This window comes from Agromyces sp. H17E-10, assembly GCF_022919715.1.
Lineage (GTDB): Bacteria > Actinomycetota > Actinomycetes > Actinomycetales > Microbacteriaceae > Agromyces.
The window spans coordinates 1,371,507-1,393,891 of record NZ_CP095042.1 but is presented as its reverse complement, the minus strand read 5'-3'; the positions used below and the strand labels follow the sequence as shown (position 1 = coordinate 1,393,891).

General features: G+C 71.7%; 21 protein-coding genes. 11 read left to right on the top strand and 10 right to left on the bottom strand.

Annotated elements, in window-relative coordinates; genetic code table 11:
- The first annotated feature begins 1 nt into the window (after window position 1).
- Genes MUN74_RS06315 through MUN74_RS06295 form a run of 5 tightly spaced genes read left to right on the top strand, consistent with a single transcriptional unit; the run spans window position 2 to window position 3,860 of the window.
- Entirely contained in the window at window positions 2-919 is a 918-nt protein-coding gene (locus MUN74_RS06315; protein ID WP_244855574.1) for a dihydrodipicolinate synthase family protein, read from the top strand.
- Window positions 916-1,980 (top strand): proline racemase family protein, encoded by a 1,065-nt coding sequence (locus MUN74_RS06310; RefSeq protein ID WP_244855573.1) that lies wholly within the window; start codon window positions 916-918, stop codon window positions 1,978-1,980. Before MUN74_RS06315 ends, MUN74_RS06310 begins: the two co-directional genes overlap by 4 nt.
- Window positions 1,977-2,759 carry an SDR family NAD(P)-dependent oxidoreductase gene (locus MUN74_RS06305; RefSeq protein WP_244855572.1) on the top strand — a complete coding sequence of 261 codons (783 nt, stop codon included), beginning with the start codon at window positions 1,977-1,979 and terminating at the stop codon, window positions 2,757-2,759. Before MUN74_RS06310 ends, MUN74_RS06305 begins: the two co-directional genes overlap by 4 nt.
- Window positions 2,756-3,520, top strand: coding sequence for an SDR family NAD(P)-dependent oxidoreductase (locus tag MUN74_RS06300; RefSeq protein ID WP_244855571.1), 765 nt, complete (start codon window positions 2,756-2,758; stop codon window positions 3,518-3,520). Before MUN74_RS06305 ends, MUN74_RS06300 begins: the two co-directional genes overlap by 4 nt.
- Window positions 3,521-3,557: 37 nt before the next feature.
- On the top strand, window positions 3,558-3,860 hold the full coding sequence (locus tag MUN74_RS06295; RefSeq protein WP_244855570.1) for an ArsR/SmtB family transcription factor: 303 nt from the start codon (window positions 3,558-3,560) through the stop codon (window positions 3,858-3,860).
- Here the strand turns inward: MUN74_RS06295 and MUN74_RS06290 are convergent.
- The 6 genes from MUN74_RS06290 to MUN74_RS06265 form a co-directional block, all read right to left on the bottom strand.
- Window positions 3,823-4,317 (bottom strand): hypothetical protein, encoded by a 495-nt coding sequence (locus MUN74_RS06290; RefSeq protein WP_244855569.1) that lies wholly within the window; start codon window positions 4,315-4,317, stop codon window positions 3,823-3,825. The two genes, MUN74_RS06295 and MUN74_RS06290, sit on opposite strands and share 38 nt — an antisense overlap.
- A gap of 148 nt (window positions 4,318-4,465) precedes the next feature.
- Window positions 4,466-5,947: an aldehyde dehydrogenase family protein gene (locus MUN74_RS06285; RefSeq protein ID WP_244855568.1), complete on the bottom strand. Its 1,482-nt coding sequence runs from the start codon at window positions 5,945-5,947 to the stop codon at window positions 4,466-4,468.
- The gene (locus MUN74_RS06280) at window positions 5,944-7,209 is read right to left on the bottom strand and encodes a M20 family metallopeptidase (protein ID WP_370647350.1); all 1,266 of its coding nucleotides are present in this window, start codon (window positions 7,207-7,209) and stop codon (window positions 5,944-5,946) included. Before MUN74_RS06280 ends, MUN74_RS06285 begins: the two co-directional genes overlap by 4 nt.
- The gene (locus tag MUN74_RS06275) at window positions 7,202-7,936 is read right to left on the bottom strand and encodes a DUF1028 domain-containing protein (RefSeq protein ID WP_244855567.1); all 735 of its coding nucleotides are present in this window, start codon (window positions 7,934-7,936) and stop codon (window positions 7,202-7,204) included. The genes MUN74_RS06280 and MUN74_RS06275 overlap by 8 nt, the downstream gene beginning before the upstream one ends.
- Window positions 7,933-8,421: a RidA family protein gene (locus tag MUN74_RS06270; protein ID WP_244855566.1), complete on the bottom strand. Its 489-nt coding sequence runs from the start codon at window positions 8,419-8,421 to the stop codon at window positions 7,933-7,935. The genes MUN74_RS06275 and MUN74_RS06270 overlap by 4 nt, the downstream gene beginning before the upstream one ends.
- Window positions 8,418-9,797 carry a flavin-containing monooxygenase gene (locus MUN74_RS06265; RefSeq protein WP_244855565.1) on the bottom strand — a complete coding sequence of 460 codons (1,380 nt, stop codon included), beginning with the start codon at window positions 9,795-9,797 and terminating at the stop codon, window positions 8,418-8,420. Before MUN74_RS06265 ends, MUN74_RS06270 begins: the two co-directional genes overlap by 4 nt.
- Before the next feature lie 119 nt (window positions 9,798-9,916).
- On the opposite strand from MUN74_RS06265, the gene MUN74_RS06260 reads away from it, so the two are divergent.
- Complete coding sequence (locus MUN74_RS06260; RefSeq protein ID WP_244855564.1) at window positions 9,917-10,843, top strand: LysR substrate-binding domain-containing protein; 927 nt, start codon at window positions 9,917-9,919, stop codon at window positions 10,841-10,843.
- A gap of 760 nt (window positions 10,844-11,603) precedes the next feature.
- On the opposite strand, the gene MUN74_RS06255 is transcribed toward MUN74_RS06260, so the two are convergent.
- The 3 genes from MUN74_RS06255 to MUN74_RS06245 form a co-directional block, all read right to left on the bottom strand.
- A complete protein-coding gene (locus MUN74_RS06255) occupies window positions 11,604-13,643 on the bottom strand; it encodes a primary-amine oxidase (protein WP_244855563.1) in 2,040 nt (679 codons plus the stop codon).
- Window positions 13,640-15,151 carry an APC family permease gene (locus MUN74_RS06250; RefSeq protein ID WP_244855562.1) on the bottom strand — a complete coding sequence of 504 codons (1,512 nt, stop codon included), beginning with the start codon at window positions 15,149-15,151 and terminating at the stop codon, window positions 13,640-13,642. The genes MUN74_RS06255 and MUN74_RS06250 overlap by 4 nt, the downstream gene beginning before the upstream one ends.
- A 263-nt stretch (window positions 15,152-15,414) precedes the next feature.
- A complete protein-coding gene (locus MUN74_RS06245; protein ID WP_244855561.1) occupies window positions 15,415-16,023 on the bottom strand; it encodes a hypothetical protein in 609 nt (202 codons plus the stop codon).
- An 80-nt stretch (window positions 16,024-16,103) separates the two neighbouring features.
- Here MUN74_RS06245 and MUN74_RS06240 point away from each other — a divergent pair, with 80 nt between their 5' ends.
- Both MUN74_RS06240 and MUN74_RS06235 read left to right on the top strand, forming a co-directional pair.
- Window positions 16,104-16,589 (top strand): GNAT family N-acetyltransferase, encoded by a 486-nt coding sequence (locus MUN74_RS06240; RefSeq protein WP_244855560.1) that lies wholly within the window; start codon window positions 16,104-16,106, stop codon window positions 16,587-16,589.
- A 97-nt stretch (window positions 16,590-16,686) separates the two neighbouring features.
- A complete protein-coding gene (locus MUN74_RS06235; RefSeq protein ID WP_244855559.1) occupies window positions 16,687-18,093 on the top strand; it encodes an MFS transporter in 1,407 nt (468 codons plus the stop codon).
- Between the two features lie 84 nt (window positions 18,094-18,177).
- Here the strand turns inward: MUN74_RS06235 and MUN74_RS06230 are convergent, their stop codons facing one another.
- Entirely contained in the window at window positions 18,178-18,756 is a 579-nt protein-coding gene (locus MUN74_RS06230) for a TetR/AcrR family transcriptional regulator (protein WP_244855558.1), read from the bottom strand.
- Between the two features lie 312 nt (window positions 18,757-19,068).
- Between MUN74_RS06230 and MUN74_RS06225 the strand changes: the two genes are divergently transcribed.
- The 3 genes from MUN74_RS06225 to MUN74_RS06215 are packed head-to-tail and all read left to right on the top strand — an operon-like array spanning window position 19,069 to window position 22,351.
- A complete protein-coding gene (locus tag MUN74_RS06225) occupies window positions 19,069-20,553 on the top strand; it encodes an APC family permease (protein ID WP_244855557.1) in 1,485 nt (494 codons plus the stop codon).
- On the top strand, window positions 20,553-21,194 hold the full coding sequence (locus MUN74_RS06220) for a TetR/AcrR family transcriptional regulator (protein ID WP_244855556.1): 642 nt from the start codon (window positions 20,553-20,555) through the stop codon (window positions 21,192-21,194). Before MUN74_RS06225 ends, MUN74_RS06220 begins: the two co-directional genes overlap by 1 nt.
- On the top strand, window positions 21,191-22,351 hold the full coding sequence (locus MUN74_RS06215) for a DmpA family aminopeptidase (protein WP_244855555.1): 1,161 nt from the start codon (window positions 21,191-21,193) through the stop codon (window positions 22,349-22,351). The genes MUN74_RS06220 and MUN74_RS06215 overlap by 4 nt, the downstream gene beginning before the upstream one ends.
- Window positions 22,352-22,385 lie beyond the last annotated feature (34 nt).

Here is a 22,385-nt window from a genome sequence, read left to right as displayed (position 1 = left end):
CATGACCAGGAAGAACGCCGACCTCCACGGGGTGCTCGCCGCGATCCCGACCCCGTTCACCGCCGACGGGCGCGCCGTCGACGCCGACGCGCTCCACGCGCAGGTCGAGCGGATGATCGCGGGCGGTCTCGGCGGCATCGTGCCGACCGGCACCACCGGCGAGTTCACGAGCCTCACCGACACCGAGTACCGCGAGGTCATCCGCCTCAACGTCGAGGCGGCGGCCGGCCGCATCCCCGTGGTCGCCGGCATCGGCAGCACCTCGACGGCGGGAGCGGTCGAGCTCGCCCGCTACGCCGAAGCGGTCGGGGCCGATGCGCTCATGGTCGTGCCCCCCTTCTACGACCCGCTCTCGTTCGACGCGCTGAAGGCGTTCCTCGCGACCGTCGCCGACGCGGTCGACCTGCAGATCGTGTACTACAACGTCCCGGGCGCGACCGGCATCAGCCTCGACGCCTCGCAGCTCGCCGAGCTCGGCGGCATCGACGGCGTCGACTACTTCAAGGACACCTCGGGCGACGCGGTCACGTTCACCGACGTGCTCACGAACCGGTCGGCGGAGATCACCGCATTCAACGGGTGGGACACGCTCACGTTCTACGGGCTCACCCTCGGGGCGAAGGGCTCGGTCTGGGGTGTCGCCTCGATCGTGCCCGGTCACGCGGCCGAGCTGTTCCGCACGGTCGCGATCGAGAAGGACCTCGACCGGGGGCGCGAGCTCTGGGCCCCGCTCTGGACGCTCAGCGACGTGCTCGAGTCGGTCAACTACGCGGCCGGCATCAAGGCCGCACTCGAACTCACCGGTACGCCCGTCGGCCCGGTTCGGGCCCCGATCCTCCCGCTCGCGGCCGAGGACCGCGAGCGCATCGCGGCCGCGCTCGCCGAGCTCGGCGTGCTCGCGGTACCGTCGGCGGCATGACCACCGTCTTCGAGCTCGACGCCGTCGAGGTCCACGCCGAGGGCGAGCCCGGCCGCGTCATCACGAACGCGGCGGCGCTCGTCGAAGGCACGACGATGGCCGAGCGGTTCGACTACTGCGTGGCGAACCTCGACGGCCTCCGGCGTGCCATCCTGCGCGAGCCGCGCGGCTACCCGGGCCTCTGCGCCGTGTTCCTGCTGCCTCCGGTGAACCCCGAGTCCGACTTCGGCATCGTCGTGCTCGAGCAGGGCGGCTTCACCCCGATGTCGGGCAGCAACACGATGTGCGCGGTGACCGCCGCGATCGAGACCGGCATCGTCAGGAGCACCGGCCCCGTGACCGAGGTCACGATCGACACGGCCGTCGGCACGGTGAAGGCGATCGCGCACGTCGACGACGGCAAGGTCACATCGGTGACGATTGTGAACGTGCCGTCGTTCGTCGTCGCGCTCGACACTCCGCTGCAGGTCGAGGAGTTCGGCGAGGTCAGGGCCGACATCGTCTACGGCGGCCAGTTCTTCGCCCAGGTGCGGGCGGCCGACCTCGGCCTCGACCTCGCGCCCGAGAACGGTCGGGCTCTCGCCCGGGCGGGCGCGCTGATCAAGCTCGCCGCGCAGCAGCAGTTCGACGTCGTACATCCGACGAATCCGTCGATCGATCGCGTGAACCTGATCATGCTGCACTCGGGCGACCGGGTGCCGGGGGAGCAAGCTCGCAACACCGTCGTGCTCACGAACGGGCGGCTCGACGCCGACGACCCGTCGACCTGGACCGGTGCGCTCGACCGCTCGCCGTGCGGCACCGGCACGAGCGCCCGCATGGCCGCCCTGCACGCGCGCGGCCAGCTCGCGATCGGCGAGGAGTTCTCGCACCGCAGCATCATCGGCAGCGAGTTCATCGGCGCGCTGACCGGAACCACGACCGTGGCCGGACGCCCGGCCGTGCTGCCGACCGTCACCGGTCGCGCCTGGATCACGGGTCGCTCGACCTGGATCCTCGACTCGACCGATCCGTTCCCGGCGGGCTACACCGTCGGCGACATCTGGGGGCCACAGCCATGACCCGTCGACCCGTACCCTCCGGCGCCGTCCGCTTCGCGGGCAAGGTCGCCGTCGTCACCGGCGCCGGCGGCGGCATCGGTTCGGCGATCGCCGAACGACTCGCCGCAGAGCACGCCACCGTGATCGTCGCCGACGTGAACCGCGACGCCGCCGAGGCGACCGTCGCCCGCATCCGTGCGGCCGGGGGAGCGGCATCCGCCTCGGTCTTCGACCTGCTCGACGGCGGGGCCTGCGCGGCGGCCGCCGACGAGATCGTCGCGGCCCACGGCCGCATCGACGTGCTCGCGAACAACGCGGGCGTCAACCGGCGCGGGGCGCTGCTCGAGCTCGGTGCCGACGACTGGTCGCTGAGCTTCGCGGTGAACGTCGACGCGATGTTCCACCTCTGCCGGGCGGTGCTGCCGCACATGATCGCGGCCGGAGCCGGATCGGTCGTCAACACCGCGTCGCAGTGGGGGCTCTACCCGGTGCCGGGGCACCTCGCGTACAACACGTCGAAGGCCGCGGTCGTGGCGTTCACGCGCAACCTCGCGCGCGACTACGGTCCGAGCGGCATCCGCGTGAACGCGGTGGCGCCCGGCGAGGTGCGCACCCCGATGCTCGAGTCGAACCTCGAACGCACCGGCCGCACCGTCGCCGACCTCGACCGGCTGGTGCCGTTCGGGCGCATCGGCGAGCCCGAGGAGATCGCAGCGCTGGTCGCCTTCCTCGCGAGCGACGAGGCCCCGTACCTGACCGGCTCGATCGTCGAGATCACCGGCGCGCAGGCGGCGGCATGAGCGACCGGGATGCCGCGGCGGCACGCCAGCTCGCCGGGAAGACCGTGCTCGTCACGGGCGGCTCGCGCGGCATCGGGGCGGCCACGGCCAGGGAGGTCCATCGCCAGGGCGCGCACGTCGTCGTGCACTACGGACGCAACGCCGAGACGGCACAGGCGCTCGTGGCCGAGCTCGGCGGCCGGGCCACCGCGGTCGGCGGCGACCTCGCGACCGACGAGGGCCCGGCCGACGTCTGGCGACGGGCGCTCGAGGCGACCGGGGTCGTCGACGTGCTCGTCAACAACGCAGGCGCCTGGCTGCCGTCGGCGATCGACTCGGATGCCGGGTGGCAGGAGGGCTGGGACCGCAACCTCGCGCTCAACCTGCGTGCGCCCGCCGAGCTCTGCCGACTGGCCGTCCTGCACTTCCGCGAGCGCGGCGGCGGCATCATCGTGAACGTGACGAGCCGGTCGGCGCACCGCGGCGACGACGCCGAGCATCTTGCGTACGGCGCCGCCAAGGGCGGCCTGCTCGCGCTGACGAAGGGCATCGCCCGGGGCTACGGCCGTGACGGGGTGCTCGCTTACGCGGTCGCGCCCGGATGGGTCGCGACCGAGCTCGCCGACGGCGCCGTCGACGAAGCCCTCCTCGCCGGGCTGCCGCTCGGCGAGGTCACGCCGCCCGACGACGTCGCGGCCGTCATTGCGTTCCTCGCGAGCGGCGCCTCGCGGCACACCACGGGAGCCACGATCGACATCACCGGCGCGGACTACGTGCGCTGAACCGGCCGGAAGCCTCGAACGACGGGAGGTAGTGCAGATGCTGAGGATCGCGAGCTCGCCGTTCCAGGCGATCGCGCATCCCGTGCGACGCGACCTGCTCGAGGCGTTGCGGGAGGCCGATTCGCCGATGACGGTGACCGACCTCGGCCGCCGATGCGAGGTGTCGCACTCGACTGCGTCGCGACACCTCGACCTCCTTCGTGCCAACGGCCTCGTCGTCTCGCGTCGGTCGCGGACCGCCACACTGCACGCGCTCCGGCCAGGGGCGTTCGAGGAGCTCGCCGACTGGCTGTGGGCGTTTTTCAGCGACCCGCCCGCCGTCGCACCCCGCAGATCGTGAGCGCGAGGAGAGCGGCACCGAACTCGGCTGCGGCGACGACGCCGGCGACGCTGTGCGCCGTGCCCGCGGCATCCTGATCGACGGCGATCGAGCCGTCGCTCGCCGCGACGAGTCCGGCGTGGTGGCCCACCGCGCCCGCGCCCGTGAAGTGCACCACCAGCATGGCGAGCGCCGTGACCGCCATGAAGCCCCACTCGCCCGTCGAGGGGAGGGAGGAACCGCCGCGATGCAGCAGGCAGACGGCGCAGGCCGCCGCGAGCCCCAGCATCGCGAGCGAGCGCCAGTCGGGTGCGGCGACGGCGACCCAGACGTGGATGCCGACGCACAGCAGGGCGACCGCCGCGATCACGGCGCGCACCCCGGACGACACCGTCAGCCGGGCACCCGGCGACGACGAGCGCGCGCGCTCACCGGCGCCGGCGCCGGCGGCGGTCGCGGTCGCGTGGATGGTCGTCATGGGCGGCTCGGATCTCGGACGGGCCGGGCTTCGGCGGTCGGGCGTCGGCGACCCGGAGCATCCGGGCTGCTCGCCAGCCTCCCACGGGCGCCCGACGACTCGTTGACCATGCCTGCCGAGCCCTTGCCCATGCCCGCAGGAAGCGAGCTCACGCCCACTGGAACCACGTCGTCTTCCAGTCGGTGTAGTTGTCGAGCGCGTGCCGCGACAGGTCACGGCCGAAGCCCGACTGGCGGAATCCGCCGAACGGCGTCGTGAGCCCGAGCGCGTCGACCGTGTTGACCGAGACGGTGCCGGCGACGAGGCGCTCCGAGACGCGGTGCGCCCGGGCGAGGTCGGTCGTCCACAGCGACGCGGCGAGGCCGTAGTCGGTGGCGTTCGCGAGGCGCACGGCCTCGTCCTCCCCGTCGAAGGGCAGCACCGCGACGAGCGGCCCGAACACCTCGACCCGGTGCAGGTCGTGGTCGGCGGCGAGGCCGGTGACGATCGCCGGGCGCAGGTATGCGTCCGACCCGGTGATCGTCACGCGTTCGCCGCCCGACACGAGGGTGCCGTCGCCGGCGGCCCGTGCGATCGCCGCGCCCACCTCGTCGGCGTGCGCCCGGCTGATGAGGCTGCCGTTGCCGTCGGCTCCGGCGAGCGGGTCGCTCGGCTCGTACGCCCGGGATGCCTCGGCGAGGAGCCCCACGAACTCGTCGTGCGCGCTCCGCTCGACGAGGATGCGCGAGTTCGCCGAGCACACCTGGCCTTGGTTGTAGAACGCGCCGAACGCGGCCTTCGCCGCGGCGAGCTCGAGGTCGGCGTCGGCGAAGACGAGGTTCGAGCTCTTGCCGCCCGCCTCGAGGGCGACGCGCTTCATGTTCGAGGTGCCGGCGTCGACCATGAGCTGTTTCGCGACGGCGGTCGACCCCGTGAACGCGAGCACGTCGATGCCGGGATGCCGCGCGATGCGCCCGCCGACGGTCGAACCCCGGCCCGGGACGACGTTGAGCACGCCCGCGGGGACACCCGCTTCGAGGGCGAGGTCGGCGAGCCGCAGGGCGCTGAGGGACGTCTCGGTCGCGGGCTTCAGCACGACCGAGTTGCCCGAGGCGAGGGCGGGGGCGAGCTTCCACGCCGCGATCTCGAGGGGGTAGTTCCACGGCACGATCGCGCCGACGACGCCGAGCGGCACGCGGCGGACGAGTGCGGTCGACCCGGGCGGCGTCGACGGGATCTCGTCGAAGCGCTTGTCGGCGAGCTCGCCGTACCAGCGGAACGTCGCCGCGGCGCCGGGCACGTCGACGACCCGGGTCTGGGCGATCGGCTTGCCCGAGTCGAGCGTCTCGAGCAGGGCGAGCTCGTCGAGGTGCTCAATCATGAGGTCGGCGAGGCGCACGAGCACCCGGCCCCGCTCGGCCGCGTCGATGCGGCTCCAGCGGCCGTCGTCGAAGGCGCGGCGGGCGTGGTCGACCGCGAGGTCGACGTCGCGCTCGGTGCCCGCGGCGAGATCCGCCAGGTGCGCGAGCGAGCCGGGGCTCACGACGGCGAGGGTGCCGCCGTCCGCGGCATCCACCCGCTTGCCGTCGATGACGGCGCGGCCGTCGATGGCGAGTTCGCGGCTGCGGGCCGCCCAGTCGGTGGTGGTCATGATGCGTGCTCCCGGTCGTCGGAGGTGGCTGGGGTGTTCGAGGCGTGGTCGTGTGCGGCGGCGCCGCGCGACGTGACGACGTCGATCGCCGTGAACGCCATGAGCGCGGCGGCGTCGACGAGGGCGCGCTCGGCGGCTGGGCCGACGCACGCGGCCGCGAACTCCGGCTGGTGGTTGGTGTGCGGCAGCGAGTCGATGCCGATGTACGGGTGGATCGCGGGCACGAGCTGCGACACGTTGCCCATGTCGGTCGAGGCGCGGTTCATGCGGCCGGCGACGAGCGGGTCGGCGAAGACGCGGCCGCGGTCGAGCGCGTTCGCGCGGTAGGCCGCGAGCGCGCGCTCGTCGGTGCGGAACTCGGCGTACGGCTTCGACTCGGGCGTGATCGTGAGGCTCGCCCCCGACGCGAGGGCGCCTGCCTCGAAGCACCGGCGCACGCGCTCCTCGAGCACCTCGAGCTCGGCGAGCGTGTTCGCCCGGGCGTACCAGCGGCCCTCGGTGCGCTCGGGGATCGCGTTCGGCGCGAACCCGCCGAGGGTCTGGATGCCGTGCACCCTCGTGTCGGCGGGCAGCTGCTGGCGCAGCATCCCGATCGCGACCTGGGCGATGACGAACGCGTCGTTCGCGTTGACGCCCTCGTCGGGGTAGGCCGCCGCGTGCGCCGAGACGCCGTCGTAGGCGACGTGGCTGTGCGAGACGGCGAAGGGCCGCGCCTCGGCGACGTCGACCGGGCCGGGGTGCACCATCATCGCGAGGTCGAGGTCGCCGAACGCGCCCGCCTCGATGAGCTCGATCTTGCCGCCGCCGCCCTCTTCGGCGGGCGTGCCGTAGACCCGCACCGTGATGCCGAGCTCGTCGGCGACCCGCGCGAGCGCGAGCCCCGCGCCGACCGCGCTCGCCGCGATGAGGTTGTGCCCGCACGCGTGCCCGAGCCCGGGCAGCGCGTCGTACTCGGCCATGACGCCGATGGTCGTCGGCCCGCTGCCGGCCTCGGCGAGGAGCGCCGTCTCGTACCCGAGGTAGGCGGGCGTCACCCGGAACCCGGCGGCGTCGAGCGCGTCGCCGACCCAGCCCGCGGCGCGGTGCTCCTGCCACGCGGTCTCGGGGTGGGCGTGCAGCGTCTGCGAGAGGGCGATGAGCGAGGGGGATGCCTCGGCCACCGCCGCATCGGCCGCCGATTTCATCGCGGCGACCGATCGGGTGCGCGTCGTGGCTCGGTCGCTCGTTTCGGCTCGGTCGCTCGCCGTCGCGGTGTCACTCATCGCCGGGCACCCCGTACGACGGAGCGGCCGAGGGGTCGAGCGCACGGGTCACGTAGTCGTCGCGCTGGGGGAGCCACACGTCGACGAGTCGTTCGAGCTCGCCGATCGGGTCGTCGTCGATCCAGTCGACGCGCAGGTCGGTGACCCGCCAGCCGTGGTCGCGCACGACCGAGAGACCCGCCGAGTGCACCGGGCCGGCCTCGCCGCCCGCGTCGATCGCGGCGCGCATCGCGGCGACCAGCCGGACTTCGAGGTCGCCCTCGGCCTGCTCGAACCGCTCGACCATGAGCTGCGGGATGTCGGCCGAGGCGAGCATGTTGCCGCCCGTGGCGACGCCCTCGCCGATCGCGCGGGACGCACCCGGGTCGGCTGCGCCGCTCGCGCCGCTCGCGCGCGCGCCGCCGCCCTGCGCGTCGGCGAAGACGCCGAGCGCCCGCTCACCCGAGTGCACCGCGGTGCGTCCCTCGGCGTCGACCACGAGGAGCTGGCGGAACTCGACGTGCTCGCGCCCGTCGACCACGGCGGCGAGGGCCTCGGCCGCCGAGTCGCCGGCGGCGAGCCGGGCGAGCACCGCGGGGCCGAGACGCGGGTCGGTCACGTTCTGCGAGTTGACGCCGCCGACGCCGTCGGCGAGGTGCACGCACCGGGCGGCGACCGCGGGCGACGACGAGCAGATCGCGGAGCCGATGGCGCCCGAGGCATCCCTGGCGACGATGGAGAAGGTCATGCCGCACCGCCTTCGGTGCGTGCCGCAGCGCCGGCCGCAGCGTCGGCGGTACCGGCGTCGGCCGACGTTCGCGGGCCGCTGATCACCGCGGTCGCGTCGATCTCGACGAGCCACTCAGGACGCGCGAGCGCGCTCACGACGAGCCCCGTCGAGACGGGGAAGACGCCCTGCAGCCACTTGCCCATGACCCGGTACACCGGCTCGCGATAGCGCGGGTCGATCAGGTAGACGACGACCTTCACGATGTCGTCGAGCGACGAGCCCGCCTCTTCGAGCAGCATCGCGATGTTCGCCATCGCCTGCTCCGCCTGCGCCTCGACGTCACCGATGCCGACCGACTCGCGGGTCTCGAGGTCCTGCCCGATCTGCCCGCGCAGGTAGACGACGCCGCCCGCGACGACCGCCTGGCAGAGGTCGTTGTCGAGGTTCTGCTCGGGGTAGGTGACCTTCGTGTTGAAGGGCCGGATGCGCGTGTGGGTGGTCAACGGAGTGCTCCTGACGTCGTGAGGGCGGCTTCGGCGGGCGTGGGGGTCTCGGGCGCGGCATCCGGTTCGGCGGGTGCCGCCGCTTCGATGGGGGATGCCGCGACCGCGGCGTTCGCGGCGGCCTCGTCGTATGCGCGGTAGCTCTGCTGGATGCCGATCTGGTCGGCGAGGTACTTCGCGTCGTGCCAGACGCCCCAGATGAAGCTCGACCCGCGCCGCGACTGCCACGGCAGCCCGAGGAAGTAGACGCCCGGCTCGACCGAGACGCCGCGCTGGTGGCGGGGGCGTCCGCGCTCGTCGAACGCGTCGACCTCGAGCCAGCCGTAGTCGACGGCGAACCCCGTCGCCCAGACGATCGAGGTGATGCCCGCGGCGGCGAGGTCGAGCTCGAGCACGGGGTCGGTCACGCACGCGGGGTCGGGCCCGAGCACCCGGGCCTCGGGCTCTTCGGGCAGGTCGAGGCCGTTGCGCTCGACGTAGGCGTCGGCCTCGTCGAGGAGCGAGAGCAGGTTGGCGTCACCGCGGGCGATGTTCGCCGCGAGGTCGGGCGCGAAGCGCATGACGCCGTCGTCGTACGCGGCCGCCCGGCCGACGAGCGTGATGCCGTCGGCGGCGAGCTTGCGGAAGTCCACGGTGTGCCCGCCGTGCGCCCCGCTGACGGCGATCGTGACGTGCTCGGCGCCGGCCGCGGGCGCCGCGGCATCCCACTTGCCCAGGACCCCGAGCCACCAGCAGAAGTCGCGGTCGCGGTAGGCGCGCGGCGGGCGGTCGTGCGGGCCGACGGCGAGGTGCACCTGGCGGCCCGAGGCGCGGAGCTCGTCGGCGATCTGCACGCCCGACGAACCGGCGCCGATCACGAGCACGCCGCCCGCCGGCAGCTGGCCGGGGTTGCGATAGCCGCTCGAGTGGAGCTGGTGCACGGGGCTGCCTGCCGGCACGAGATCAGGGATGACCGGCTTCTGGAAGGGACCCGTCGCCGCGACGACGAAGCGGGCGAGGTAGTCGCCGTCGGTCGTCTGCACCTCGAAGCCCGGCGCGCCCTCGCGCCGCCGCACCGAACGCACCTCGACGCCCGTGCGCACCGGCGCGTCGATCTGCCGGGCGTACTCGGCGAAGTAGTCGGCGACGCGGTCCTTCGCGGCGAACGAGTCGGGTGAGAGCCCCTCGAACTCGAGGCCCGGGAACCGATCGTGCCAGGCGGGGCCGTTCGCGACGAGCGAGTCCCAGCGCCCAGTGCGCCAGCGCTCGGCGATGCGGTCGCGCTCGAGCACCACGTGCGAGATCCCTCGTGCGCCGAGGTGCTCGCTCATCGCGATCCCGGCTTGGCCTGCGCCGACGACGACCACGTCGACCTCGTCGATCTCGTGACTCGACATCCCGAAACTCCATTCCGACCGGCGTCTTCACCGGTGCAATTCACGCTAGGAAAGTCGGTTGCATCTGTAAACCAGACAATGCTGAGACAGTGCATCAGCTTGATTGATACGATGGCGGCATGGCTCGACTCGGCCGATCAGACCTGACCCTCGTGCAGCTGCGCTACTTCGTCGCGGCCGCGACCAAGCGCTCGATGACCGAGGCATCCGTCGACCTGCACGTCGCGCAGTCAGCGGTCTCGACCGCGATCGCCCAGCTCGAGCGCACCCTCGGCGTGCAACTCTTCGTGCGGCAGCGAAGCAAGGGACTCGCCCTCACCGAGGCCGGCGAGCAGCTGCTGCGCGACGCGCACTCGCTGCTCGCCCAGGTCGACGAGATGGCTGAGGCCGTGCGCGGCCACCACTACGACGTGCGCGGCACGCTGCGGCTCGCGTGCTTCGTCACGATCGCGCCGTTCGTGCTGCCGACGCTCATCTCGCGCGTCGAGGCCGAGCACCCGCACCTGCGCATCGAGGTCATCGAGGCCGACGCCGACGGCACGGTCGCGATGCTGCTGAACGGTTCGGTCGAGGCGGCGATCGCGTACGACTTCGGGCAACTGCACGACCTCGCGTTCGACCACCTGTACTCGGCGCCCCCGCACGTGATCCTGCCGGCCGCGCACCCGCTCGCCGCACGTTCGACGCCGATCGCGCTCGCCGAGCTCGCCGGACTCGACCTCGTGCTGCTCGACATGCCGCACTCGCGCGAGTACTTCCTCGGCATGCTCGCCGCGGCGGGGTTGGATCCGCAGATCCGCTACAGCTCACGCAGTTACGAGACGGTGCGTTCGCTCGTCGCTCGCGGGCAGGGCTTCTCGATCCTCAACCAGGTGCCACGCTCGTCGCAGACCTACGACGGCGGGGAGTTGGCCGCCGTGCCGATCGCCGACGACGTGCCGCCGCTCGACGTGTGCCTCGTGCGCGTCGCGGGCGTGCGGCCGACGGCCCGGGCGCGGGTCGTCGCGACGCTCGCGCGGGAGCTGTTCGGGGCGCCGCGGGAGTAAGGGGGCCGGGCGGGGCCGGCGCGCCGGCTGCGGGCGTGGAGCTGGTTGCGGGCGGGCGCCGGTGGTGCCATCCGGGGCCTTGAGCAGGATGTTTCTGCAGGCAGGCCTGTATGCGGGGGTGCGTGTCGGATATTCCTGCTTACGCGATGGCGGGACGGCCAGGCGCGGCTGGGAGCGGTGGTGGCATCCGGGGCCCTGAGCAGGATGTTTCGGCAGGCAGGCCTGTATGCGGGGGTGCGTGTCGGATATTCCTGCTTACGCGATGGCGGGACGGCCAGGCGCGGCTGGGAGCGGTGGTGGCATCCGGGGCCCTGAGCAGGATATTTCGGCAGGCAGGCCTGTATGCGGGGGTGCGTGTCGGATATTCCTGTTTTACGCGATGGCGGACGGCCGGGCACGGCTGGGGACGGCGGCATCCGGGGCCTTGAGCAGGATATTTCGACAGGCAGGCCTGTACGCGGGGGTGCGTGTTGGATATTCCTGTTTTCCGCGGCGCGGCTGGCGGCGGGTGCTGGGGGCGGCATCCCGGGCCGCTTGCAGGATATTTCGGCAGGTAGGCCCGCATGCGGGTCTGCTCGCCGGATGGTCCTGTACGTGCAGCGGCGGTGGCGGCATCCGGGTGCGGATTGCAGGATATCCGGGCTGATGGGTCCGGTTTCGCGGCCGGATGGCGATTTCTCCTGCACTGCACGCGCAAGCGGCGGGCCGGCGGGGGAGTGCGCACCCCGCCGACCCGCCGCGCGGCGTCAGCCGACCGCCGTCAGCAGTGGCAGGCGTCGCCCTCGGCGCCGCAGTGTCCCTTCGCGGGTTGCGACGGCGGCACGTCGAGCGCCGGGTTCTGGTCGAAGAAGCCCGTGGGCTTGAGCGTGAAGCCCGTGTAGTCGACGGGCATGATCGGCCAGTCCTCGACGCGGGGGTAGTGGGTGAGGCCGAAGCTGTGCCAGACGACGAGGTCCTGCCCGTCGAGGTCGCGGTCGGCTGCGATGTACTCGGGCAGGCCGGGCGACCCGATGCTCTGGTTCACGAAGTCGCCCGCGGGGTAGCGCTCGTCGTCCGCGAAGCGGGTCACCCACAGGTGCTCGGTCGCGAATGCCGCGCGGCGGCTGATCGATGAGTCGTCGGCCGCGGCGAGCGTGGGCTGTCCCTCGGGGAAGAGCGTGTAGGCGACGGGCTCGCCGACGACGTTCGTCTTCTCGGTGTTGACGATCTCCCAGACCCGGCCGACCGTGCCGTCGGCCTTGCGCCGCGCCTCGGACTCGCTCGCGAGCACCCGCCGCGAACGCGTGAACGCGTTGCCGTGCGGATTGCCCTCGCCCTTCGGCACGCGCTGCAGGTCGAGCTCGTGCACGGCGTTCGCGTCACCGTCGACGGCCATGTCGAGCCGTGCGCAGAACAGGTGCTGGTGGTACGGGGCGGCGAGCCCGGGCGCGATCTCGGACGCGTACGGGTAGCCCTTGCCCGGGTACCGCGCGGTGAACACGATGCCCGTCGCCTTCGCCTCGAACTCGATGGTGCCGTCGAGGTAGAAGTACCAGTAGAACCCGTAGTCGTAGTTGCCGACGGTCGTGAAGAAGCTCACGACGAGGCGGCGCTGGCGCCTCGTCGACTTGTGGCCGGCCCAGCCGTCGGTGTGCTTCCAGAGCAGGCCGAAGTCCTCCTCGTGGATGCAGATCGCCTGCGGGATCTCGCGCGGGTTGCCGAAGTCGTCGGCGACGACGGGCGTGAGGTAGGTGATCTCGCCGAGGCAGTCGCAGCCGAGTTCGAGCGAGTTCGCGTCGCGGCCCACGAGGTACTCGCCGGTGTCGAAGTAGTTCTGCCACGACCGGTACGGTGCGGGGTCGCCGTACGGCACGACCATCTCGGCGATCGACGCGCGGTCGATGATCGAGCGGCGCCGGCCCCGGTCGTCGAACCCGATGCGGCTCAGCACGAGGCCCTCGCGCGCGTCGAAGCCGACGTGCAGGTCCCACTTCTGCCAGCTCAGCACGTTGCCGTCGAGCGCGAAGCTCGGGCCCTCAGGCTGGGTGATGACGAGCGGCTTGAGGTCGGTGCGCAGCGGGCCCGTGAGCTCGGGGTCCTCGAAGTTGCCGTTGTCGAGCGGGATCTCGGCCGGGCCGTCGTCGATGATGCGCACGACGCGGCGCTCGATCATGTCGACGAAGGCGACGAGCTGGTCGACCGGGTGGCCCCACGCGTAGTCGCCGGGCTCGCGCTCGACGAAGGCGAGCCCGCGCAGCAGGCGCTTGCCCTCCTCGCCGGGGTAGTCGAAGATGCCCGCCGAGAGCGGGGCGACGCGCACGCGGTCGGGGGTGAGCCCGCGCGAGGCGAGGGCGGCGATCCAGCCCTCGTCGGCGGCGAGGATCTCCTCGATCGCGTCGAACTCCTCGAGCAGCACGGGTGCCTGGCCGGCGACGGCCGGGTCGACCGCGACCGACGCCGTGACGGCCTTCGCCGTGAGGTCGACCACGAGGTCGGTGGTCTCGCCCGTCGCGGTATCGAGCAGGATGACGCGGGCCTCGCGGTGCGGGGCGCCGGCGTGCCGGGCGGCCTCGGATGCGGCATCCGAGGCGAGTGCCCCCGCCAGCGCAGCCGCGACCAGTCGCTTCGCCGGCTCCTTGAGCGAGAGGTACGCGACGCGGACCGTCGCGCCCAGTCGACCCTCGGCGACGAGCACGTCGCGCGCGGCGAGGATCTCGTCGGCTCCGAGCGGGTCGAGCGGGTGCACCCGCCGCAGGGTCGGGGTGGCGAGGTCGGTCACAGTGTTCTCCGTATCCAGGTCGATCAGGGTGTTCGAGTTCATGAGGCGGTCTTCTCGAGGACGTCGAGCTCGTCGATCACGTCGAGGTCGGCCGCCCGGTCGCGGTTGCGCTGCCACAGGTAGCCGACGATCGCGAGCAGGGCGATGACGACGAGGGTGCCGATCGTGAAGAGCTCGAAGGTCAGCCGGTCGACGCCCCAGACGTCGACGAAGTCGTAGTCGATGCCGAGGAGGGGTTCGAGCGTACCCGGGAAGACCGCGACCCACGAGCCCAGGAGCACCCAGGCGTAGATGACGGTGAAGCACACCCACAGGCCCGCCTTGCCGCCGGGCACCCGGAACGGCCGCTCGACGTCGGCGTACTTGCGCCGCAGCACGACGACGGTCGGGAAGATCACGAGGTACGAGAGCAGCAGGGTCGAGATCGCGACGATGAGCACGATCGTGAAGATCGTCGCGGCGCTGCCGTCGAGCAGCACGGTCGCCGCGAGGCAGAACACGGTCGCGACGATGCCGCTCAGCAGATTCATGCGCACGGGTGTGCCGAGGCGCTCGGAGAACTTGCCGAAGTAGCGGAAGAACGCGCCGTCGGCGCCGGCGGCGGCCTGCACCCGGTCGGAGGCGATCATCCAGGCGCTCGCCTGCGTGAAGGCGATGAACACGAACAGCAGCGCGGCGATCGCCATGACCGGCTCGGATGCTCCGCCGTAGACCTTGAACACCTCGCGAAGCGCCTCGAGGAATCCGCCGGCGCCCTCGATCTTGTCGGCGGGCACGACCGCGAGCAGCGCGAAGATCGGCACGAGGTAGCAGAGCATCGAGATGGTGCCCGAGGCGGCGATCGCCCGCGGCACGTCGCGCTGCGGGTTGCGCATCTCCTCGGCGGCGCCGTTCGGTGCCTCGAAGCCGACGACGGCGAAGAGGATCACGGGGGTGACGGCGAGGAAGCCCGCGGTCGTCGGCGAGAAGTCGCCGGCCGCGAAGCCGTTGATGCCGTACTGCGCGCCGTAGAGCACGACCGTGACGACGAAGATCGCGAGCAGGCCGACCTTGACGATCGCGCCGGCCGCGAGGATGTGCTTGCCGTAGTTCAGTCCGATCACAGCCGTGGCGATCGCGAGCCAGATGAACGCGATCTTGAACACGTAGTCGCCGACGCTGCCGGGGGCGAGCGGCGCGACGTACGCGTCCCACGCGGCGGCCGAGATGAAGACGAGCGAGCCGCCCATCCAGAGCGGGTTGGTGATCCAGTAGAACATCGTCGCGACGGCGGCCGTCGCCTTGCCGAACGCGAGGCGCACCCACACGAACGGGCCGCCCTCCTCGTGGAAGGCGCTGCCGAGCTCGGCGATCACGAGGGCGTAGGGGAACAGGAACGTGATGCCGATCACGAGCGTCCACGTGAACGCCTCGGCGCCGGCGCCCGCGATGAGGGCGATCGTGTCGATGGCGATGATCGCGCTGATCGACATCAGCACGATGTCGGCGCGGCCCAGCGTCTTGCGGAAGTGCTGGGCGCGGAAGTTCGAGGTCTCCAGTTGCACGCTCATCGAGGACTCCTCTGTCCGTCATGGCTCGGGGGATTCGCGAGCCGACGGACGCATCATCGCGTCGTGCCGGCCGATCGCGAGACGAGTCAAGCGCAGCGGAGTCGATCGCGCCAATACATGTCTTCGCTCCACCAGATCAGTTCAATTGATGCCGGCGAGCGGTCGGCGGGCGCGGCGGGCGCGGTGCGTGCTCGCAGGCATTCGAGCGCATGCGGATGCCTCGGCGAATCGCGTTCGCCGAGGCATCCCGAATCGGGGTCTCGTCAGGCTGACAGCGCGACGAATGCGACGACCACCGCGACGAGCACGTCGAGCACGGCGCAGAACTCGGCGAGCGAGCGGTCGACGACGCGGCCGGTGCGGTGGTGGTAGACGTCCCACCCGGCGTGGGCGAGCAGGGCGACGGCGACGATCAGGCCGCCGACGGTTGCGTCGGCGAGCGTCGCGACGACCGCGACGACCCCGAGCACGAGCATCGCGACCGACTGGAGCGGCAGCGCCCACCAGGGCCGCGTGGGCCGGCCGACGAGGCCCACGACGAAGAGCGCCGCGGCGAGCACCAGCATCGCGAACGTGGCATCGAGCTCGGTGAACTTCGCGAGGCCGATGACGATGAAGGTCGCGCCGAACGCGACCCAGGCGGCCCAGCGCCGGCCGGTCGCGGCGGCGGCGAGATAGACGAGACCGGATGCCGCGACGACGGGTGCGACCTGTCGTGCATCGGTGAGCCCGTAGGCGGTGCCGGCGGCGACGAGCACGCCGAGCGCAGCGGGCCAGATCTTCGGCCACACCCCGCCGTCGGCGGTGCGACGGGCGGCGGGTCGCTCCGGCCGCAATGCGGAATCGTCGTTCGGTGTCGTGATCGCGGACATCGCGGGATCCTTTCTTGAACATCGACGTTCGACTTCTGTAAACTGTACAGCAGTGTTCGGATTGGCGGAAGGGGCGGACGATGGCCGCGATCGTGATCAGGCCGGCGGCGGCCGCCGAGGTCGCCGACGTCGCCCGGGTCTGGCAGGAGGGTTGGGCGGACGCGCACCTCGGCAACGTGCCGCGGGAGCTGGTCGAGGCGCGTACGGCCGACTGGTTCCAGCACCGTGCCCGCGAGCGCCTCGATGGCACGATCGTCGCGGCTGTCGCCGACGCCCCGACGATCGTCGGGTTCGCGATCGTCGAGGACGACCAGGTCGACCAGCTCCACCTCGCCCGCGCCGCCCGCGGTCGGGGAGTCGGCGCCGCGTTGCTCGCCGCCGCGGAGGTGGCCGTCCTCGCGGCCGGGCACCGACGCGCATGGCTCGCGGTCGCGACCGGCAACACCGCGGCGCGCCGATTCTACGAACGGCAGGGATGGATCGACGTGGGTGCGTTCGTGCATCAGGCGCCCGTGCCCGGCGGTTCCGTGCCCGTCGACTGTCACCGGTTCGTGAGCCCGCGCTGACGCGAAGGCGGTCGCGTGCGGTCGGGTCTTTTCGTACATGCATGTTCATGTTACGGTAACTCGAACATCATCGTTCATGTTGTGAAGGGGCCGTGCCATGTCCGAACCGAATCCGGAGTCCCGCACCGAGCCGACGCCGCTGCGTCACCGCTGGCGCATGCTCGGGTTGCTCGGCATCGCCCAGCTGATGCTGATCGTCGACGTCACCGTGGTCGCGCTGGCGCTGCCGCAGATGGGCGCCCAGCTCGACCTCTCGCGCGGAACGCTGACGTGGGTCGTGAGCATCTACGCGCTCGTGTTCGGCGGCCTCATGCTGCTCGGCGGCAAGGCTGCCGACGTGGTCGGCAGCCGAGGGGTCGTGCTCACGGGCCTCGCCGTCTTCACCGCGGCATCCCTGCTCACGGGCTTCGCGACCGACGCGACCATGGTGCTCGTCGGGCGCGCCCTGCAGGGGCTCGGTGCTGCGGCGATGTCGCCGGCCGCGCTCTCGGTGATCGCCCGCACCTTCCAGGGCGATGAGCTCGCCAAGGCCCTCGGCGTCTGGTCGGCACTCGGTGGGGCCGGTGCGGCGATCGGCGTGCTGCTCGGCGGACTCCTGACCTCAGGACCGGGCTGGTCGTGGGTGTTCTGGGTGAACGTGCCCGTCGGCGTGGTGCTGCTCGTCGCGCTCGCGGTCACCGTGCCGGTGCTGCCCGGATCGGGCGGCCGTCTCGACGTGCTCGGAGCGCTCCTCGTCACCCTCTCGACGGGAGCCGTGATCTTCGGGCTCGTCAACGCGGGCGACACCGGCTGGCTCGGGCTCGGTACGCTCGGCCCCGTCGTCGTCGGCCTCGTCGGCTACGCCCTGTTCGTGTGGCGGCAGCGTACGGCGCGCAACCCCTTGCTCGATCTCGGCATGCTCGCGCGGCGCCCGGTCGCGGCCGGGCTCGGGCTGATCTTCGTCGCCACGGCGCTCATGATCGCGATCTTCTTCCTCGGTTCGTTCCTGTTCCAGCAGGTGCACGGGTTCAGTGCGCTCGACACGGGGCTCGTGTTCATTCCGGTCGCGCTCGGCACGATCGCGGGCGCCCAGGTCGGGGCCCGGCTGCTCGTGCGACTCGGCCTCAAGCTCGTGGGCGTGGTCAGCCTGTTGATCGCCGCGTTCGGCATGATCGTCGGTGCCACGACCATGAGCATGACCGTGCTCGTCATCGCCATGACCGTCGCGTCGTTCGGCATCGGGGCGACCTTCGTCGCCGCATCGACGAGCACCTTCACCGCGGTCGCGCCGCACGAGGCGGGCGTGGGTTCGGGTGCGCTCAGCACCCTGCACGAGTTCGGCGCCGCGACGGGCGTCTCGGCGGTGTCGAGCATCGCGGCGGCCGCCATCGCGGGCGACGGCTTCACGGCGTTCAGCAGCGGCTACTGGTTCGCCGGAGCGGTCGCCCTCGTCGCTGCAGTGGTGTTCGCGTTCGTGCTGCCCGGGCGGGTGCCGTTCGCGGGCGTGGAGTCGGCCGCGCAGTAGCGGCGCTCTGTCGACGCCGGCTCCGTCGGCCGCACCGTCAGCCCTCCGGCTCCGCCGGCTCCGCCGGCCCGCCGGCCGAGCCGATCAGCGGCACACGTGGAGGGTCGCGAGAATCGTCTCCCGCACGAGCCGGGCCGCCTCGTCGGCGGTGAGCGCGCCTCGCTGGCACTCGGTCGACGCGGCGTGGAGCAGGGCGTGGATCGTGGCGATCTGCCATTCGACCGGCAGGTCGGATCGGAAGACGCCGGCATCGCGTCCACGCGACAGCAGGTCGCGAACGCGCCGCTCGGGGACCTCGTGCGCGAGACGCACCTGCTCGGCCGGGAGCACGTCGACGGCTGCGACGACGATGCCGCCGAAGCGATGCGTGAGCAGCCACGTCGCGTCGATCCAGCGCACCATGGCGTCGCCGGGTTCGCCGCCCAGGTCGACCTCTCGGAGGGCGGCGTCGGTCTCGGCGATCGCGCGGGTGGCGACCTCGGCGACGAGCGTCGCGCGCGAGTCGAAGTGGCCGTACAGCGTCACCCGGCCGACACCGGCGGCCTTCGCGATGTCCTGCACGCTCGCGTCGGGGTCTGCGGCCAGCAGCCTCGTCGCCGCGTCGACGATCGACTCGATGTTGCGTCGCGCGTCCGCCCGCTTCGGCGATGTCGTGGTGACCATGCTCGGAACCCCTTTTCTCGAATAGTCATGTTCACTTTATGCGTTTGTCACGCGGAAGGCGTCCAAGGGAAGGCGGTCGTGGTGTTTCGAGCCGCCAGGCGTCGGCGGCGACGACGCATCGACTGATGCGCGAGGCGAGTTGCGGCATCCAGTCTGCACGCATGTATGGAAATGATCGCCGTCAGAAATCAGCACATGCTTGACAGAAGGTGCGAAAACGATACGGTTGTTCAGTCGAGCCGATCCCCACGGCCTCGACACCGATCCCCGGCTTCACTTCACATCACAACGCTGTGCCATGGAGGTTCCGCAATGACGACCGCAACCCCTGCGACGACCGAGACCGACACGCTCGCGAGAGGCAGGCTCGGCACCTTCGACATCGTCTTCTTCGTCGTTTCGGCTGCCGCGCCGCTCACCGTCGCGGTGAGTTCGGCCCCGCTCGCCTTCCTCGTCGGCGGCGTCGGCGCGCCCGGTGCAATGCTCGCGAGCGGCGTCGTGCTCATCCTGTTCGCGATCGGGTTCACCGCGATGTCGCGCTTCGTGCGCAACACCGGTGCGTTCTACGCCTACGCCGCCGCCGGGCTCGGCAAGCCCGTCGGCATCGGGGTCGCGTTCGTGACGATCGTCGCCTACGCCTTCTTGTGCATCTGCTTCTACGCACTGCTCGGCTTCTACGCCAACCTCACCTTCGCCGAGCTGCTCGGCATCGACCTGCCGTGGGGCGTCTGGTCGGTCGTCTCGGTGCTCGTCATCGGCTACCTCGGCTACCGCCGCATCGACGTCGGCGCCAAGGTGCTCGCCGTGCTGCTGAGTGCCGAGATCGCGATCCTGCTCGTGATCTCGCTCGCGATCATCTTCCAGAACGGCGGCACGATCGGCGAGGCGACGGCCGCGTCGTTCGACCCGAAGAACGTGTTCTTCGCGACCGGCGCGAGTGCGCTGTTCGTGTTCGGGTTCGGCGCGTTCCTCGGCTTCGAGGGCACCGTCATCTACGCGGAGGAGGCGAAGCAGCCCGAGCGCACCGTGCCGCGCGCGACCTACATCGCGATCGCGTTCCTCGGCATCTTCTACGCGTTCACGTTCTGGGCGCTGACCGTGGCGTTCGGCGCAGACGGCGTCATCGCGCTCGCCAACTCGGACGACTTCGAGGAGATGCAGTTCATCGCCGGCGAGAACGCGCTCGGCGCGTGGGCGGGCGTCGTGCTCGAGATCCTCATCGTCACGAGCTTCTTCGCCTGCACGCTCGCGTTCCACAACGCGTGCTCACGCTACCTGTTCTCACTCGGCCGCGAGCGCCTGCTGCCCGCCGGGCTCGCCCGCACCCACTCGCGCATGAAGTCGCCGCACGTCGCGAGCATCACGCTCACCGTGCTCTGCGTGCTCGCCGTGCTCGCGGGCGCGCTGTCGGGCGCCGACCCCTTCCTGGGGCTCGGCCTGTGGACCTACGCGATCGGGGTCGCCGGCCTCATCTTCGCCCAGGGTGTCGCGGCGGTCTCGGTGATCGGCTTCTTCTGGAAGGACCGCCGCGGCTTCGGGGTGTGGCGGGTGCTCGTGGCCCCCGTGCTCGGCGCGGTCGGACTGCTCGTCGCCTTCATCGTGATCGTGGCCAACTTCGACCTCGTCTCGGGCTTCACCGACCCGGTCGTGAACTGGGCGCTCATCGGGTGCGTGCCGGTGGTGTTCATCGCCGGCATCGTGATCGGGCTCGTGATGAAGCGCCGCTCGCCCGAACGGTACGCCGCCCTCACGCAGTCCGTTACCGTCGTAGAACCGGAGAACGTGGAGGTTCGCTAGTGGCGGCAGAGAAGGTGGAGCAGCGCAAGCGCGACCTGCTCCGGGCGGCGAGCCAGGTCATCAGCGAGCGTGGCATCTCGGGCGCGAGCGTACGCTCGGTCGCCGAGCGTGCCGAGGTGAGCTCGGGCAGCGTGCTCTACCACTTCGACAGCTTCGACCGGCTCGTCGAGGCCGCCGTGCGCGGTGCGATCGACGAGTTCATCGAGCGCCGTCACGCCCTCGTCGACGGCATCACCGATCCGGTCGCACGGCTGCGCGCGACGATCGAGGCCGGCATCCCCGAGCACATCAGCGACGATCTCCGCGTGGTCTACGAGGCGTCCGCGGCGTTGCGCGACCACCCGCAGTACCGCCTGCACATGGCGGTGCTGCTCGAGCGCCAGGTCGCCCTGTATCGCACGAACATCGAGGTCGGGGTCGTGCTCGGCGCGTTCCGGCCGCAGATGCCGACCGACATGATCGCGTCGAACCTCGTCGCTCTCGAAGACGCGTACGACCTCTACCTGCTGAACCCCGACAGCTGGGAACGGGGCCGCTATCTCGAGTGCACCATGCGCTACGCGGAGCTCGCGCTCGACTGCGAGCTCAGGGGTCCGGATGCTGCGGGCGGAACCGACGACGACGCCGAGGAGACCCGATGACCGACCAGCCCGCCCCCCGGCCACGCGCCCGCGACCTCGGCGTCCCGTTCGACGGGGAGCCAGGGCGGTGGAACGCGATCACCGACGTGCCCGGCCTCGAGGTGGGGTTCGCCACGATCGTCGCCGATGAACCGGTCGTCGCTCGCACGGGCGTGACGGCGATCCTCCCGCGCGGCAGGGCGGCCGCCGGCGCACCGTGCGCAGCCGGCATCGCCGTCCTGAACGGCAACGGCGAACTGACCGGCCGCAGCTGGATCGAGGAGGCCGGGCAGTTCCAGACCCCGATCGCGATCACGAACTCGCACGCCGTCGGCGCCGCGCACCGCGGCATCGACCGCTGGCTGGCCGAACACGACCCGGTGACGGCCGCGCAGTGGATGCTGCCCGTCGTCGGCGAGACGTGGGACGGCTACCTGAACTCCATCAACGCCGACACCGTCATGCCCGAGCACGCGATCGAGGCGCTGGATGCCGCGGCCAGGGGCCCGATCGCGGAGGGGAACGTCGGCGGCGGCACCGGCATGAACTGCTACGGCTTCAAGGGCGGGACTGGCACGGCATCGCGAGTCGTGCGCTCGGGCGAACGCAGTTGGACGGTGGGCGTGCTCCTGCAGGCGAACTTCGGCTCGCGCAAGGAACTGCGCGTCGCCGGGCGCACGCTCGGTCGTGAATCGCACGCGCCGAACCCGATGGAGACGACCGACTGGTTCGAGCACGACCTCGCGGGCGCAGCCGGGGACGGCCGTGGTGACGCTGCGGCATCGCGCGCCGTGCCCGGGGCGGGCAGCGTCATCGTGATCGTCGCGACCGACGCCCCGCTCCTGCCCGACCAGTGCCGCGCGCTCGCGCGCCGAGTCCCGCTCGGGCTCGCCCGCACCGGCACCACCGGCAGCCATTTCTCCGGCGACATCTTCCTCGCCTTCTCGACCGCGAACGAGGGGGCGCTCGCGTCGCGCATGGGCCGCGGCGAGATCGCGGTCGAACAGCTCGAGCACGTCGCGTGGGGCAGCATCGACCCGTTCTACGAGGCCGTCGTCGAGGCGACGGAGGAGGCGGTGGTCAACGCACTCGTCGCCGCGCGCGACACGGTCGGGCGAGAGGGCCACGTCAGTTACGCATTGCCCCACGACGAGGTGCGCGCCGCCTTCGCCGATTGACGACGACGGCGGCCGCGGCATCCGGGATGCCGCG